Here is a 13,815-nt window from a genome sequence, read left to right as displayed (position 1 = left end):
GAATCTGGTGATGATAGTTGACTCCAATCATCCTTCATGAGTCAGCGGCCCTGAACGCTTTTAATTGATCGGCTGTTACGCTTTTATCCTTCCGTTTCAAACGCATTCATGGCAAAAGCTGTCTCCTAATCCAAAGGATGCAAGAATGAGTTCGGCTGAATCTACAGTCTTCGATGTTATTGTTGTCGGTGGTGGTCATGCAGGCTGTGAAGCCGCGTCGGCTGCTGCGCGAGCCGGCGCACGCACTGCATTGGTCACTCATCGCTTCGATACTATCGGCGTCATGTCCTGCAATCCTGCCATTGGTGGCTTGGGGAAGGGCCATCTCGTTCGCGAAATCGACGCGCTTGACGGTTTGATGGGTCGTGTTGCCGATAAGGCAGGTATCCAGTTCCGTCTGTTGAACCGCCGTAAAGGACCAGCCGTTCGCGGCCCGCGCACGCAGGCTGATCGCAAACTGTATCGGCTTGCGATGCAGGAATTCATAGGTGCGCAAGAGAACCTGACGGTTGTCGAGGGTGGTGCGTTCGATATCAAGACCGATGATGGCAATGTCACCGGCGTGGTCCTATCGGACGGCCGGCTGTTGAGCTGCGGCGCTATCGTGCTGACGACAGGTACATTTCTGAACGGTCTCATTCATATTGGTGAGAAGAAGATACCAGCAGGGCGCATGGGCGAGAACCCGGCGCTTGGCTTGTCGGATACTTTGAAGACCCTTGGCTTCGCATTGGGACGCCTCAAGACTGGTACGCCTCCACGTCTCGATGGTCGGACCATCGATTGGGCGAGCCTCGAAACCCAGTCTGCTGATGAGAACCCTGTACCGTTTTCCTTGATGACGGATCGCATTACGACACCGCAGATTGATTGCGGAATTACGCGAACAACGCCTGAAACACACGCTATCATACGCGCCAACCTGCATCGGTCGGCTATGTATTCTGGCTCGATCGAAGGTATTGGCCCGCGCTATTGCCCGTCAGTTGAAGATAAGATCGTCAAGTTCGGTGATCGTGACGGCCACCAGATATTCCTGGAACCTGAAGGTCTAGATGACCATACGGTTTATCCAAACGGCATCTCGACCTCGTTGCCCGAGGATGTTCAGCTCGAAATTCTCAAGACCATCCCAGGTCTAGAGAGAGCAGTCATGCTGCAGCCGGGCTATGCCATTGAGTATGACTTTATTGATCCGCGCGAATTGAAACGCAGCCTTGAAACGCGGCGGGTGAGTGGCTTGTTCCTGGCGGGCCAGATCAACGGAACCACCGGATATGAAGAAGCAGGCGCTCAGGGTCTTCTTGCTGGCTTGAATGCCGCAAGGCGAGCAGGGGGCGATGAGCCAATCATCATCCAGCGAACCGAAGCCTATATTGGTGTCATGGTAGATGATCTGACTTCGCGCGGCGTAAGTGAGCCCTATCGTATGTTCACGTCCCGTGCAGAGTTCCGCCTCTCTTTACGCGCGGATAACGCCGATCAGCGTCTGACACCGTTGGCGGATCGCCTTGGCATACTGGGAAGTGAGCGCAAGCGGCGCTTTGCTGAACGAGAGAACGCACTGTCTGCTGCGCGGGAACTGACGCAGTCATTGTCAATTACGCCAAATCTCGCGAGCCGTTATGACCTGCATCTGAACCATGATGGTGTTCGTCGTTCGGCTTATGATCTGTTATCTTATCCGGATATTGATCTGGCGCGCTTGAATCTGATTTGGCCAGAGCTGGAATCTATTGATCCAATCACCCGCGAAACGCTGGAGATTGAGGCTCAGTATGCGGTCTATATGCAGCGTCAGCAGACTGATATCGCCGTCATGGAGCGCGAAGAGCGCTTGTTGATCCCCGTTGGATTGGACATTGATGCCATTTCCGGCCTGTCCAACGAGCTGAAGCATAAGCTGAAGCAGCGCAAGCCAGAGACTATTGCCGAGGCGCAGCGTGTTGACGGGATGACGCCAGCCGCTTTGGCTTTGCTGATAGCGCAGATCAAGAAGCACGGTTCTCGCCGTCAAGCCGCTACTGAATTGGCGGAAGGGAAGGGCGCGGCGTGAGTGCTGGTAAGAGTGCGGATCGCCGTTTCGAAAGTCTTCACCAGATCAATCCGGCTGTTTCACGTGAAACAGTGGATCGTCTGATCGCATTTGAAGAACTGTTCCAGAAGTGGTCGAAAGCGATCAATCTGGCATCTCCATCGACTTTGGCAGACCTTTGGAGCCGTCATATTCTGGATAGCGCGCAGATTTTTCCGCTGGCTCCAGACGCGAGACGCTGGCTGGATATCGGTTCCGGTGGCGGATTTCCGGGCATCGTGACGGCCTGTTATCTGGCAGATAGACCGGGTAGTTGTATCGATCTGGTGGAAAGTGCCGGCAAAAAGGCCGCTTTTCTACGCACTTCTGCCGGACATTTGAATGTTCCTGCCCATATTCATGCGGCTCGTATCGAGTCCATGTGGGAAAAAATCGAGACTCCGGAGGTTGTTACCGCCCGAGCGCTCGCCTCATTGAATGACCTTTTCGGTTTGACGGAGCCTTGGCTCGTTGACGGCGCCAAGGCGCTTTTCCAAAAAGGTCGGGATTACCAGAGAGAAATTGATGAAAGCCGTGTCGGTTGGGATTTCGATCTGGTAAAACATCAAAGTGCTATCGATCAGACTTCGGTCATCCTCGAAATCAGCAACTTGCGACGCAAAGCAAATTGAATCCGAGAATTTGGCAGATCTGGAAAGCGGCAGGGCGACGGTAATGAACAAAATGTCCAGGATCATAACCATTGCAAATCAGAAGGGTGGCGTCGGGAAAACCACGACGGCTATCAATCTGGCTACAGCATTGGCGGCAATAGGCGAAACAGTTCTCATCGTTGATCTCGATCCGCAGGGCAATGCCAGCACGGGGTTGGGGATCGACCGTCGCAATCGTCCGCTGTCATCTTATGACGTGTTGACGCAAGAGGCATCAGTTCCGGAAGCTGCGATGCAGACTGATGTGCCCAATCTCTTTATCGTGCCATCGACGCTTGATCTGTTGGGCATCGAGATGGAAATTGCCCAATCCGCAGACCGTACGCGCCGTTTGCGCGACTCTCTGCGTTTCGATTCAAGCGTTTCTGATCGGTTCTCCTATGTGCTGGTGGATTGCCCGCCATCTTTGAACTTGTTGACGCTGAATGCGATGGCAGCTGCAGACTCCGTGCTCGTGCCGCTACAATGTGAATTCTTTGCACTGGAAGGCTTAAGCCAGCTGTTGCAGACCGTCGATCAGGTTCGGTCGACGATCAATGCAGAGCTTTCCATTCAGGGTATTGTGCTGACAATGTTTGACAGTCGCAACAATCTCGCCTCTCAGGTGGTGGATGATGTTCGCGCTTTCATGGGTGAAAAGGTCTATCGCACTGTTATTCCGCGCAATGTGCGGGTATCGGAAGCGCCATCGCATGGCAAGCCAGCCATTCTCTATGATCTGAAATGTGCTGGAAGTCAGGCTTATTTGCAGCTTGCGTCCGAAGTCATTCAGCGCGAGCGGCAATTAAAAGCCGCATAATCACTAGCCTATCGATTCGACTACGTAACAATTGCAGGAATTTGCCGAACGATGAACGACGATCCTTCAAAAAAGCGCCTTGGCCGTGGACTGGCTGCCCTGATTGGTGAGATCGACCGTCCGGTCGAAGAGCGCAAAGCGCCGGTTCCAATCGAACGCAATGTGCCTATCGAGTTTGTCACGCGCAATCCGCGCAATCCGCGACGCATGTTTGCGGAAGCTGAACTTGAAGATCTTGCACAGTCGATCAAGGAACACGGTGTCGTCCAGCCAATCGTTGTGCGTCCGGCACCGGGCCAGCCTGATCATTTTGAACTCATCGCTGGTGAACGCCGCTGGCGGGCATCGCAGCGCGCAGGCGTCGATACGATTCCTGTTATCGTTCGCGATGTGGATGATCGTGTTGCTCTTGAGATCGCGATTATCGAAAACGTTCAGCGCGCAGACCTGAACGCAGTCGAAGAAGCGTTAGGATATCAACAGCTTATCGATAATCATGAGTATACGCAGAACGATCTGGCGCAGGTGATCGGCAAGAGCCGCAGCCATGTTGCCAACACGCTGCGCCTTCTCAAGCTACCGCAGCCAGTGCAGGATTTCATTGTCGATGGCGCTTTGTCCGCAGGCCATGCGCGCAGCCTGATTACGATGGAGAATCCGACCGGGTTGGCAGAGCGCATTGTCAAGGAAGGCCTGTCCGTTCGTCAGGTGGAAGCGCTGGCTCAAGCCGAAGCGCGCGGCGGTGTGGAACCGAAGCCGGGTAAGACTGCGCCGGTTGAAAAAGATGCCGACACCAAGGCGCTTGAAAAGCTGCTCTCCGATGTGACCGGCATGAAGGTCGAGATCAACCATCGGGATCGTGGTGGCGAAGTGAAGATCCGCTATAGCTCGCTGGAACAGCTGGACGAAATCTGCCGTCGCCTTCAAAGCTGATGTGTTTCTGATAAAGAAAACAAAAACCCCGGTATCGCAGTACCGGGGTTTTTGTTTGTGGCAATGTTTCACGTTTTGCAGTCGCGAAGGCGGTTAGCGCCGCGCATTGCGCATGGCTTCCACACCGATGGCCATCAGGCATTGCCGAATGATCGGAATGGCAAGTGCGGAATTCTGGCGGCTTTCCAGAACTGCACGCTGGAGACGTTCCAGGACTCGTGAAAGGCTTTCGCCACCCCATCGTCCGATGGCCGTTTCTATAAGCCTTTTACGATTGAAAAAGATGGGCGGCCTTGCGCCGGCCACCACGACCGAGGCGCTCTTGCGTTCAGTATCCATGATATAGCGCAGGGCCTGTATCTGCTGGAACTGCCGCATGGCGGTGTTCAGCACCAGAAACGGCGCTGTGCCTGATTTCACGACGCGGTCAAACGTGATTTCAAAACGTTGCAAATCACCGGCAATAACCGCATCCACGACCTCGTCGGTCGACAGGCCTGCAACGTCGCCGACAGCTTCGCGCACATCGTCGATATCGATACGCTCCTTGCCGCGTGCATAGAGGCAGAGTTTTTCCAGCTCGCCACGGGTGGCAAGACGGTCACCGCCAAGGCTGGCGCGAAGAAGCTGACGTCCATCAAGGGTGATTTGCAGCTTCCACTCCGCAAGCACATCATCGATCACGCCGTCAATGCCGCGTGCGTCGTCCGTATAGCAGGGAAGCGCCATGCCCGCCGAAGCGTTCTCGATAGCGCTACGCAACCCCACGCCCTTTTTCAGGTCGCCAGCTTCGACAAGAATGAAGGTTTCATGCGGCGGTTCGGTGGCTAGAAGCTTGATCGCTTCGGCCAGTTTCTTCTGTCCAGCCGCGTTCTTGATCCAGATCAGGCGGGTGCCGCCGAACATGGAAATGGTGCGCGCTTCATCGGCCAGTTTAGAAGGATCGGCATCGATCTCGTCGGCTTCCATACGGATGACAGCAAAAGGATCGTCGAGCGGTAACTTTGTCGCTTCGGCATAACGGCGTGCACGCTCGCTCACCAGGCCCTTGTCCGGACCATAGAGAAGCACGACCGGAAACGAGCTGCTCGGTCTGCTCAGGAAACCATCGACTTCATTTGCTTTTTTCTGCGCCATGAATCGTTCTTAGAGCATTTGGGCGGGGAGTGGGAAACGCATTTTGTGTTTGCACGGTTTCGGATGCAAAATTTGGTAATGCGAGTGCTTATGGAACCGCAGGCTGGTTGGTTTGTATCGAGAGCTTCTTGGAAACAGCCGCCTGTCTTTCATAGACAGGCGGCTGCTCGTGGAGGTCAATCCCTCACTGTTCAGGCATTAATGCGGAACAGCGGTGTAATGGTTTTCATCATAAGGCCGAACCAGGAAGGAATTGACGACATCATTGAATGCAATCCAATGCGGCGTCTTCTGATGGAGTGCGAGAGATTCCCTATCTGTCCAATTTTCGATCAATGCATAGATATTGCTGTCATCATCGCTCTTCCAAAGCTGATAATAATCGCATCCCGTTTCCTTGTTCGACTCCGAAACCATGTTATTCAAGACGGAAAGAAATTCTTTTTTACTTTCTTCGCGAACATGGAAGAATACATTAAGCGTAATCATCTTCTTACCTGATTTTCCAACTGGATTAGTTTTAAATTTTCAAGTGTAATGACGAAAGAACATTTGATATATTCGTTCCTCATCTGCGCGAATATATGGATCAATTTGAAATTCTATAAAAGTGAATTATAAAGAACGTATTCATTCACTTTTTGAGAAACCACTATGAATTTACGGCGCGTAGAAGCCTTTTGTCGTGTTGTCGAGCTGGGCAGTGTCGTGGCTGCGGCTGATGCGATGTTTTGTGTTCCATCGAACATCAGTAAGATGCTGAAGGATCTGGAAGCACTATTGAGCGATGCATTATTTGTGCGAGACAAGGGCAACCTGATCATAACGCCCTTTGGCCGGCGATATTACGATGAGGTTCATCCGATCCTTGAGAATGCCCGCCGGGTGGAGAGGACGTTCAGAACTTCCGCACAGCAGCATAGTCTGAGCATTGGCGCCATTGATGTGGTCATAGACCATCATCTGCCTTTGTTCATTCCGCACTATATGCAGAAGCAGCCCTATGCCCGGCTAAAGGTTTTCCGGGGCCATTCCAGAGTTCTGGAGGAGGGGCTTTACAACCACGAATATGACGCGATTTTCTCCGATGGTCCGGTGGTTACGCCGGAGTTGAATAGCCGTTTGATTTTTAAAGAGCGGCTGGTTCCCATGCGCAATGAAACTTCGCCGACGGACGGGCCCGTGCCGGTCTATAGCCACGGCAATAGCTGCCTCTACCGGGATTTTGTGGACGACTGGGTACGATCGCAGCCGATTGGCGCCTATGGTGTGGTTGAAACGGAATCCTACGCCTTGATGGCCGCTCTTGTGAGGAACAGCGGCGGGGTCGGCTTTATCCCGCAGACGATAGCATCAGCCCTCGGTGTGGATGACATTTGCAGCACCGAAGACAATATTCCCTGCGATATCTATGTTGTCTGGAGGCGATCTGGCCTGGAAGCTCCGGTGGCCACCATGCTTGATGCCGTAGAGGCATTTTCTTCAAGCATGGGGCTTTTGTAAAACCGCTTCAGATGACGTGTCACTCGATCAGCAGAGCGTCGTCATCCAGCGTCTGGCCGCGCACTTTGCGGAACATATCGATCAAGTCTTCGACGCCCAAGGTCTTGCGCTTGTCGCCGGTAACATCGAGCAGAATCTTGCCGCCGTGCAGCATAATCGTGCGGTCGCCATAATCGAGCGCCTGACGCATGGAATGTGTCACCATCAGCGCCGTCAGCTTGTTTTCGGTGATGAGCGTGCGGGTCAGTTCCATGACGAATTCCGCCATACCCGGATCAAGTGCTGCGGTATGTTCGTCGAGAAGCAGAACTTCAGAACCGGCAAGCGTTGCCATAATGAGCGAAAGCGCCTGACGCTGGCCGCCGGAAAGCAATTCCATGCGGTCCTGCATACGGTTTTCAAGGCCGAGATTGAGGCTTGTCACGCGCTCGCGAAACCATTCGCGGCGGTTGGAATTCAGCGCATGAGTAAAGCCGCGCTTCTTGCCGCGGGAGGCGGCAAGCGCAAGGTTTTCTTCGATGGTCAGCGTGCCGCAGCTGCCAGCCAGCGGGTCCTGGAACACGCGTGCAACGAGACCGGCACGGTCGGCGGTAGATTTACGGGTCACGTCCTTGCCGCTGATCACGACCTTGCCGCCGGTCGGGATGACGTCGCCTGCAAGCACACCGAGCAAGGTGGATTTGCCAGCGCCGTTCGAGCCGATGACGGTTACGAAGGAACCGCGATCCATGGTCAGGTTGATCTTGTTCAGAACCGGCTTTTCCAGTGGAGTGCCGCGACCGAAGACGACATCGAGATTGGATACTTCGATCATGCGGATGCTCCCCCGCGGCGCAGGCGCGGCAATATCAGGGCGAATGTGACGAGAAGCGCTGTGGCAATGTTCAGGTCGGAAGCCTGCAGACCGAACGTATCGCCATTGGAAAGCGCGAGCTGGATAGCGATGCGGTAGATGACCGAGCCGAGCACGCAACCGATCAGGATCACCAGCAGATTACGGGTGCGCAGGATGGTTTCACCGATGATGACAGCGGCGAGGCCGACGACGATGGTGCCAACGCCCGAGGTAACATCGGCAAAGCCGTTGGTCTGGGCAAATAGCGAGCCGCCAAGCGCGACAAGCGCGTTGGAGAGTGCCATGCCGATATAGATCTGACGGTCAGTCTGTACACCCTGTGCACGCGCCATTTTGGGATTGGCGCCGGTCGCACGCATCGCGAGGCCCATGTCGCTTTCCAGAAAGCGCCAGACGATGAAGACAGCGATGACGACAAGTACAAACAGGAAGGCCGGACGCACATAATATTCGGGAATACCATGGCCGAAGAAGGGGCTCAGCATCGTGTCCTGATTAATGAGTGCGATATTCGGTCGGCCCATCACGCGGAGGTTCACCGAAAAAAGTGCGATCATCGTCAGAATGGAAGCAAGCAGGTTGAGGATCTTGAAGCGCACATTGAGCGTTGCGGTCACAAGACCCGCTACAGCGCCTGCAACCATGGCAATTGCCGCGGCTAGCCATTCATTGAGGCCAGCGAGGATCAGAACGCCGGTAACCGCTGCACCGAGCGGAAACGAACCGTCCACCGTCAGGTCGGGAAAGTCGAGGACGCGAAACGCCAGATAGACGCCGATGGCGACAAACGCGAAAACGAGGCCTAATTCGACCGCACCCCAGAAGGCGATCTGACTCACAACGACATTCCTTGTACTTTGCCGCAATCGACAAGGATGAAGCCGGTACTCCGGCATAAGATCATCCGCAAGCCTGCGGACATCAAGGCGCTGCGCCGTCAATTGTCCAAAAGGCTTTCACCAATCGCGACCGGTTTTGGTTTGAGTTTATCCGGCAGGCGAGGCCCGTTCGGATTGTTTCCCGGCTAGATCATTTGTTCCCATTATTGTTCCAGTCGGATTACAACTCTCACAATCATGAGCGCAAGTCCTAACCGCGCCGAACGCCCGCAAATGCTGCTTTATATGGAGCTTACGCAACATTCGTGCGGTATTGCTACAGGTCAGATGTCTTTTCGAACCTGACCCCGCTTCAGGGCTTCGTCTTGTGTTCAAAGAAAAAGGGCGGGAAGTTTTCACTCCCGCCCCTGATTTTCTGTATTTCGTACTGGATCAGTCGATCTTGCTGGTAGCGCGGTCGATCACAGCCTTCGGGAACTCAACGCCCATCTTCTTGGCTGCGCCGAGATTGATGACAAGGTCGGTTCCCTTGGCGATTTCAACTGAAATGTCACCCGGCTTTTCACCCTTCAGGATGCGTGCAACGACAGCGCCGGTCTGCTTGCCGACGTCGTAATAATTGAAGCCGAGCGCAGCCATCGCGCCGCGCTTGACAGAATCCGTATCAGCGGTGAAGAGCGGCAGCTTGCTTTCCTCGGCAACGCCGACGGCGCTTTCGAGGGCCGAGACGATGGTGTTGTCAGTCGGCACATACATGGCATCGGCGCGGCCGACGAGAGCCTGTGCGGCGCCCTTGACTTCAGCCGACTTGGTGGCAGCGGATTCAACGATCTCAATGCCGTCAGCCGCAGCGGCTTCTTTCAGTGCAGCCAGAAGCGAGACCGAGTTGGTTTCGCCGGAATTGTAGAGATAGCCGAGCTTCTTGATGTTCGGCATCACTTCCTTGATGAGCTTGATGTGTTCTGCCACCGGCGACATGTCGGAGAGGCCGGTTACATTGCCGCCCGGCTTTTCCATGTTCTTGACGAGCTGAGCGCCGACCGGATCGGATACGGCGGTGAATACGATCGGAATGTCGCGCGTGGCGGAAACAACAGCCTGAGCCGATGGGGTGGAAATCGGGACGATCACGTCCGGGCCATCACCCACGAACTGACGTGCGATCTGTGCGGCGGTTGCCGGGTTGCCCTGAGCGGACTGATAGACGAATTTGAGATTTTCGCCTTCCTTGAAACCGGCTTCGGCCAGAGCATCCTTGACGCCGTCACGGGCGGCGTCGAGCGCCGGATGTTCGACAATGGCGGTCACGGCGACGGTTACGTCTTTTGCCTGGGCCGAAGTAGCGATGGCCGTTGCGGCCAGCAATGCCAGAAGTACAGAACGCATGAAAATCTCCCCTAATTGGTTTCTATGCTGTTGATTGCTTAATCAAGTTGATAGCCGAAATCAATCAGTACAGGAACCGGACAAACTTGCGTGGGAGGATGTATAGCGTCCGATAAATTGGCTGTCAGGCCTGCTCCACTCCATGGGTTTCCAAAAGCGCTTTCATGCGCTTCATGGCAAGCTCCGGTTGGTCGAGCACATCGGCCTTGTCGGCCAGCTGGAAAATGTCGGCATAATGGACAATGCCGCGCGCCGATTGCATTCCGGCAGGCATGGTGAAATGCGTCTGATGACCGTTGAGCCAGGCGAGAAACACGACGCCCGCCTTGTAATACTGCGTCGGCGCTTCAAAAATCTTGCGCGAGAGCGGTACAGTTGGCTCAATGATGGAGCGGAACCGTGCGGTATCGCCCTTGGCGAGGGCGGCGAGCGCATTGGAGGCTTGTGGCGCGACCGCATCGAAAATGCCGAGCAGGGCATGGCTATGCTTGTGCCCGTCGCCTTCGATCAGCGGTGCATAGTTGAAATCATCGCCCGTGAAACAAAGCACGCCTTCCGGCAACCGGTCACGCAGGGCAAGTTCGTAGCGCTCTTCCAACAGCGAAATCTTGATGCCTTCGACCTTGTCGCGATTGGCCTCGATAATATTGATGACAGTGTTCAGCGCATCGTCGAAATTAGAGCTTCCCCAGTAGCCCTTGAGCTGCGGGTCGAACATGTCGCCCAGCCAATGCAGCACGACCTTCTCGGGGGCATTGGAGAGAATGTGCCCATAAACCTTTGCATAATCGTCCGGGGATCGCGCAATACGGGCAAGGGCGCGGCTCGCCATCAGGATGAAACGCCCGCCGTGCTTTTCGACGAAACCGGCCTGTGTTTCGTAGGCTTTGATCACGTCATCAAGGCTCTTTGCGTCCGCCGGATCGAGATGATCCGTGCCGGCACCACAGGCCAGATCGGCACCCGCTACGGTTTTGCTTTCAGCCAGTGAGCGACGGATCAATTCCTGCGCACCCGCCCAGTTGAGGCCCATGCCGCGCTGCGAGGTGTCCATCGCTTCGGCGATCTTGAAGCCGAGGCCCCAGAGATGATGGCGAAACGCCATGGTCGCATCCCAGTCAAGCGCGGGATTGTTCCAGGGCGTCGTATCGCTTTGTGGGTCGGAAACGATATGCGCCGCCGCATAGGCGATACGATTAAACTGCGGGGGAGCGGAAGGTCTTTCTGTCGGCGTTCCAGCAAGCCGGTATGCGTGCAGAGTGCCGTCTGCCTTTGGCAAGGTCAGCATAGTGTCGAATGCAACGCTCATGATCATCCTCCCACGGAACCTTGCCTTTCATAATTTAGAACGTTCCAAATGGCAAGAAGCGCCCTTAACGAGTTAAAAGTAGAGTTTTAGGCCCGAGAAAAGCGCTTCTCACGCAAATAATCCATATTTCTCAAATTTATGCGGAGTGATATCGTGAAACAGGACATTGATGTGGCGATATAGTGGCAAAATTTCTCCCGTTGACTTTTTTGGAACGTTCCAATTAAATTGTTATCGAAAGCAGAGGAAGTCATGAACAAGAGCAGCGTTACGGTCATCGATATTGCACGCGAGGCAGGCGTGTCGAAATCGACCGTGTCGCTCGTGCTGCGCGACAGTCCGCTGGTTCATGCCGAAACGCGTGTGAAGGTGCAGGCGGCAATCGAAAAGCTCGGTTACGTCTATAACCGCAGTGCCGCCAATCTGCGTCAGTCCAAGTCGAAGATCATCGGGCTGGTCGTCAACGATCTCACCAACAGCTTCTTTGCCGAACTGGCGGTCGGTGTGGACCGCGTTATGCAGTCGGCGGGCTATGTGCAGTTTCTGGCCAATACCGGCGAGAGCATTGACCGGCAGCGTGAAGTGATCGCCTCCATGCGCGAACACGGCATTGCGGGGCTGATCGTGTCACCGGCGCGTGGCACTGAATCTGGCGACCTGAAGCCGCTGGCGAAAAGTGGCCTGCCGGTGGTGCAAATGGTGCGCGATGTGCCGGGTTCCGGCGTTTCGTCCATACTGTCCGACAATCGCGGCGGCGTGGCAAAGGCCGTTGAGCATCTGGTCGGCCTCGGGCACAGCAACATCGCGTTCATGGGCGGTTATGCGGATACGGCCGTGTTTGCCGAGCGCGTTTCCGGCTATCGCGCTGGTCTGGAACAGGCCGGTCTTGTCTTTGACGATGCGCTGGTCTTCACATCGACCCCGTCGCGGGCGGGCGGTGTGGAAGCAGTGGAGCGCATGTTGCTGCTGGGTGCTAAGCCGACGGCTACGGTGTGTTTCAACGATGCGGTGGCATTTGGCGTTTGCGACGGTTTGCGCGCTGCGCATCTGGAACCGGGACGCGATTTCGGCGTGGTCGGCTTCGACGATGTGATCGAAGCAAAGACCGCGGTGCCCGCATTAACAACAGTGTCGGTCGATCCGCAGGGGATGGGCGAGCGGGCGGCACAGCTTCTTTTGAAGCAAATCAATTCAGAACGGGTGGAGGCGGAGGCACAGCGTTTGGCGGTGCGTCTTGCGGTGCGTGCCAGTTGCGGCATGCCTTTTAAAACGGAGGAGAAACGCGAATGGCAAAGTGGGGCCTTATAGGCGCAAGCACGATTGCGAAAGAGTGGGTGATCGGAGCCATTCGCGCCACTGGCGGCGAAGTCGTTTCCGTTTACAGCACCAATGCCGCGCGCGGCGAAGCCTATGCCCGTGAGAACGGAATTGCCCGTTCTGTCACGAGCCTCGACGCACTTCTGGCCGATCCGGAAATCGACGCTGTCTATATCTCCACCACCAATGAATTGCATCGCGATCAGGCGATTGCCGCCGCCAAGGCTGGTAAGCATATCCTCTGTGAAAAGCCGCTGGCGCTGACGATTGGTGATGCCCATGCCATGTTGAAGGCCGTACGCGAAGCGGGCGTGGTGGCAGGCACCAACCATCATTTGCGCAACGCTGCCAGCCACCGCGCCATGCGTGATGCAATCGCGAAGGGCAGGATCGGGAAGGTGCTTGGCGCACGGGTTTTTCATGCGGTTTACTTGCCGCCGCATTTGCAGGGCTGGCGTATCGAGCGGCCCGATGCTGGTGGCGGTGTCATTCTCGATATCACGGTGCACGACGCCGATACGTTGCGTTTTGTGCTGGGTGAAAACCCGGTCGAGGCTGTGGCTTTCAGCCACCAGGGGGGCCTAGAGGGTAAGATGAGTGGTGAGGGGCTGGAAGATGGAGTGATGGGCGCATTGCGTTTTCCATCTGGCGCTATCGCCCAGTTCCACGACGCTTTCACGACCAAATATGCGGAAACCGGCTTCGAGGTGCATGGCAGTGAAGGCTCGCTGGTGGCGCGTAATGTGATGACGCAAAAGCCGGTTGGTTCGGTGCTGCTGCGTGACAAGAACGGCGAGTACGAATTGCCGCTCGATCAGACGAATCTCTACGAAATCGCCTTGCAGGCTTTCCATGATGCGATGGCAGGCAAAGGCCAGCCTTCCGCAACATTGGAGGATGGCATCTGGTCGCTCGCCACCGGGCTTGCCGTGCTTGAGGCCGCAAAGACCGGCAAGGCAACCGCCGTTCAATCTGGAATCTGAACACC

The 13,815-nt window shown here is 55.4% G+C and carries 13 protein-coding genes; 7 read left to right on the top strand and 6 right to left on the bottom strand.

The window, feature by feature from the left end; genetic code table 11:
• Positions 1–145 precede the first annotated feature (145 nt).
• Genes mnmG through ACTJKP_RS00655 form a run of 4 tightly spaced genes read left to right on the top strand, consistent with a single transcriptional unit; the run spans position 146 to position 4,480 of the window.
• Positions 146–2,056: a tRNA uridine-5-carboxymethylaminomethyl(34) synthesis enzyme MnmG gene (gene mnmG, locus ACTJKP_RS00670; protein ID WP_440629357.1), complete on the top strand. Its 1,911-nt coding sequence runs from the start codon at positions 146–148 to the stop codon at positions 2,054–2,056.
• Complete coding sequence (rsmG, locus tag ACTJKP_RS00665; RefSeq protein ID WP_440629356.1) at positions 2,053–2,706, top strand: 16S rRNA (guanine(527)-N(7))-methyltransferase RsmG; 654 nt, start codon at positions 2,053–2,055, stop codon at positions 2,704–2,706. The genes mnmG and rsmG overlap by 4 nt, the downstream gene beginning before the upstream one ends.
• 43 nt (positions 2,707–2,749) lie before the next feature.
• The gene (locus tag ACTJKP_RS00660) at positions 2,750–3,547 is read left to right on the top strand and encodes a ParA family protein (RefSeq protein WP_078337617.1); all 798 of its coding nucleotides are present in this window, start codon (positions 2,750–2,752) and stop codon (positions 3,545–3,547) included.
• A gap of 51 nt (positions 3,548–3,598) precedes the next feature.
• Positions 3,599–4,480, top strand: coding sequence for a ParB/RepB/Spo0J family partition protein (locus tag ACTJKP_RS00655; RefSeq protein ID WP_440629355.1), 882 nt, complete (start codon positions 3,599–3,601; stop codon positions 4,478–4,480).
• A 93-nt stretch (positions 4,481–4,573) separates the two neighbouring features.
• Here ACTJKP_RS00655 and holA read toward each other — a convergent pair whose 3' ends face one another.
• Positions 4,574–5,617, bottom strand: coding sequence for a DNA polymerase III subunit delta (gene holA, locus ACTJKP_RS00650; protein ID WP_440629354.1), 1,044 nt, complete (start codon positions 5,615–5,617; stop codon positions 4,574–4,576).
• Between the two features lie 198 nt (positions 5,618–5,815).
• Positions 5,816–6,106, bottom strand: coding sequence for a putative quinol monooxygenase (locus ACTJKP_RS00645; protein ID WP_440629353.1), 291 nt, complete (start codon positions 6,104–6,106; stop codon positions 5,816–5,818).
• 165 nt (positions 6,107–6,271) lie between these two features.
• On the opposite strand from ACTJKP_RS00645, the gene ACTJKP_RS00640 reads away from it, so the two are divergent.
• Positions 6,272–7,120: a LysR family transcriptional regulator gene (locus tag ACTJKP_RS00640; RefSeq protein WP_440629352.1), complete on the top strand. Its 849-nt coding sequence runs from the start codon at positions 6,272–6,274 to the stop codon at positions 7,118–7,120.
• 19 nt (positions 7,121–7,139) lie between these two features.
• Here ACTJKP_RS00640 and ACTJKP_RS00635 read toward each other — a convergent pair whose 3' ends face one another.
• The 4 genes from ACTJKP_RS00635 to ACTJKP_RS00620 form a co-directional block, all read right to left on the bottom strand.
• Positions 7,140–7,934, bottom strand: coding sequence for an ABC transporter ATP-binding protein (locus tag ACTJKP_RS00635; RefSeq protein WP_440629351.1), 795 nt, complete (start codon positions 7,932–7,934; stop codon positions 7,140–7,142).
• Positions 7,931–8,815 (bottom strand): ABC transporter permease, encoded by an 885-nt coding sequence (locus tag ACTJKP_RS00630; protein ID WP_440629350.1) that lies wholly within the window; start codon positions 8,813–8,815, stop codon positions 7,931–7,933. The genes ACTJKP_RS00635 and ACTJKP_RS00630 overlap by 4 nt, the downstream gene beginning before the upstream one ends.
• 432 nt (positions 8,816–9,247) lie before the next feature.
• On the bottom strand, positions 9,248–10,201 hold the full coding sequence (locus ACTJKP_RS00625; RefSeq protein WP_182518935.1) for an ABC transporter substrate-binding protein: 954 nt from the start codon (positions 10,199–10,201) through the stop codon (positions 9,248–9,250).
• Positions 10,202–10,325: 124 nt separating this feature from the next.
• Complete coding sequence (locus ACTJKP_RS00620; RefSeq protein ID WP_440629349.1) at positions 10,326–11,510, bottom strand: dihydrodipicolinate synthase family protein; 1,185 nt, start codon at positions 11,508–11,510, stop codon at positions 10,326–10,328.
• Positions 11,511–11,762: 252 nt separating this feature from the next.
• Between ACTJKP_RS00620 and ACTJKP_RS00615 the strand changes: the two genes are divergently transcribed.
• Both ACTJKP_RS00615 and ACTJKP_RS00610 read left to right on the top strand, forming a co-directional pair.
• Entirely contained in the window at positions 11,763–12,818 is a 1,056-nt protein-coding gene (locus ACTJKP_RS00615) for a LacI family DNA-binding transcriptional regulator (protein ID WP_440629348.1), read from the top strand.
• Complete coding sequence (locus ACTJKP_RS00610) at positions 12,797–13,810, top strand: Gfo/Idh/MocA family protein (RefSeq protein WP_440629347.1); 1,014 nt, start codon at positions 12,797–12,799, stop codon at positions 13,808–13,810. The genes ACTJKP_RS00615 and ACTJKP_RS00610 overlap by 22 nt, the downstream gene beginning before the upstream one ends.
• The last annotated feature ends 5 nt before the right edge of the window (positions 13,811–13,815 follow it).

Source organism: Brucella sp. 22210 (assembly GCF_052045675.1).
Lineage (GTDB): Bacteria > Pseudomonadota > Alphaproteobacteria > Rhizobiales > Rhizobiaceae > Brucella.
Note: the sequence above shows the minus strand (reverse complement) of the source record. Positions and strands in the feature narration are given on the sequence as shown.

Excerpts from the sequence above, each read along its gene's own strand:
- ACTJKP_RS00620 (WP_440629349.1), bottom strand. The coding sequence starts at position 11,510 with ATGAGCGTTGCATTCGACACTATGCTGACCTTGCCAAAGGCAGACGGC.
- ACTJKP_RS00645 (WP_440629353.1), bottom strand. The coding sequence starts at position 6,106 with ATGATTACGCTTAATGTATTCTTCCATGTTCGCGAAGAAAGTAAAAAA.
- ACTJKP_RS00625 (WP_182518935.1), bottom strand. The coding sequence starts at position 10,201 with ATGCGTTCTGTACTTCTGGCATTGCTGGCCGCAACGGCCATCGCTACT.
- ACTJKP_RS00635 (WP_440629351.1), bottom strand. The coding sequence starts at position 7,934 with ATGATCGAAGTATCCAATCTCGATGTCGTCTTCGGTCGCGGCACTCCA.
- ACTJKP_RS00655 (WP_440629355.1), top strand. The coding sequence starts at position 3,599 with ATGAACGACGATCCTTCAAAAAAGCGCCTTGGCCGTGGACTGGCTGCC.
- ACTJKP_RS00610 (WP_440629347.1), top strand. The coding sequence starts at position 12,797 with ATGGCAAAGTGGGGCCTTATAGGCGCAAGCACGATTGCGAAAGAGTGG.
- mnmG (WP_440629357.1), top strand. The coding sequence starts at position 146 with ATGAGTTCGGCTGAATCTACAGTCTTCGATGTTATTGTTGTCGGTGGT.
- ACTJKP_RS00615 (WP_440629348.1), top strand. The coding sequence starts at position 11,763 with ATGAACAAGAGCAGCGTTACGGTCATCGATATTGCACGCGAGGCAGGC.
- ACTJKP_RS00660 (WP_078337617.1), top strand. The coding sequence starts at position 2,750 with ATGAACAAAATGTCCAGGATCATAACCATTGCAAATCAGAAGGGTGGC.
- ACTJKP_RS00640 (WP_440629352.1), top strand. The coding sequence starts at position 6,272 with ATGAATTTACGGCGCGTAGAAGCCTTTTGTCGTGTTGTCGAGCTGGGC.
- holA (WP_440629354.1), bottom strand. The coding sequence starts at position 5,617 with ATGGCGCAGAAAAAAGCAAATGAAGTCGATGGTTTCCTGAGCAGACCG.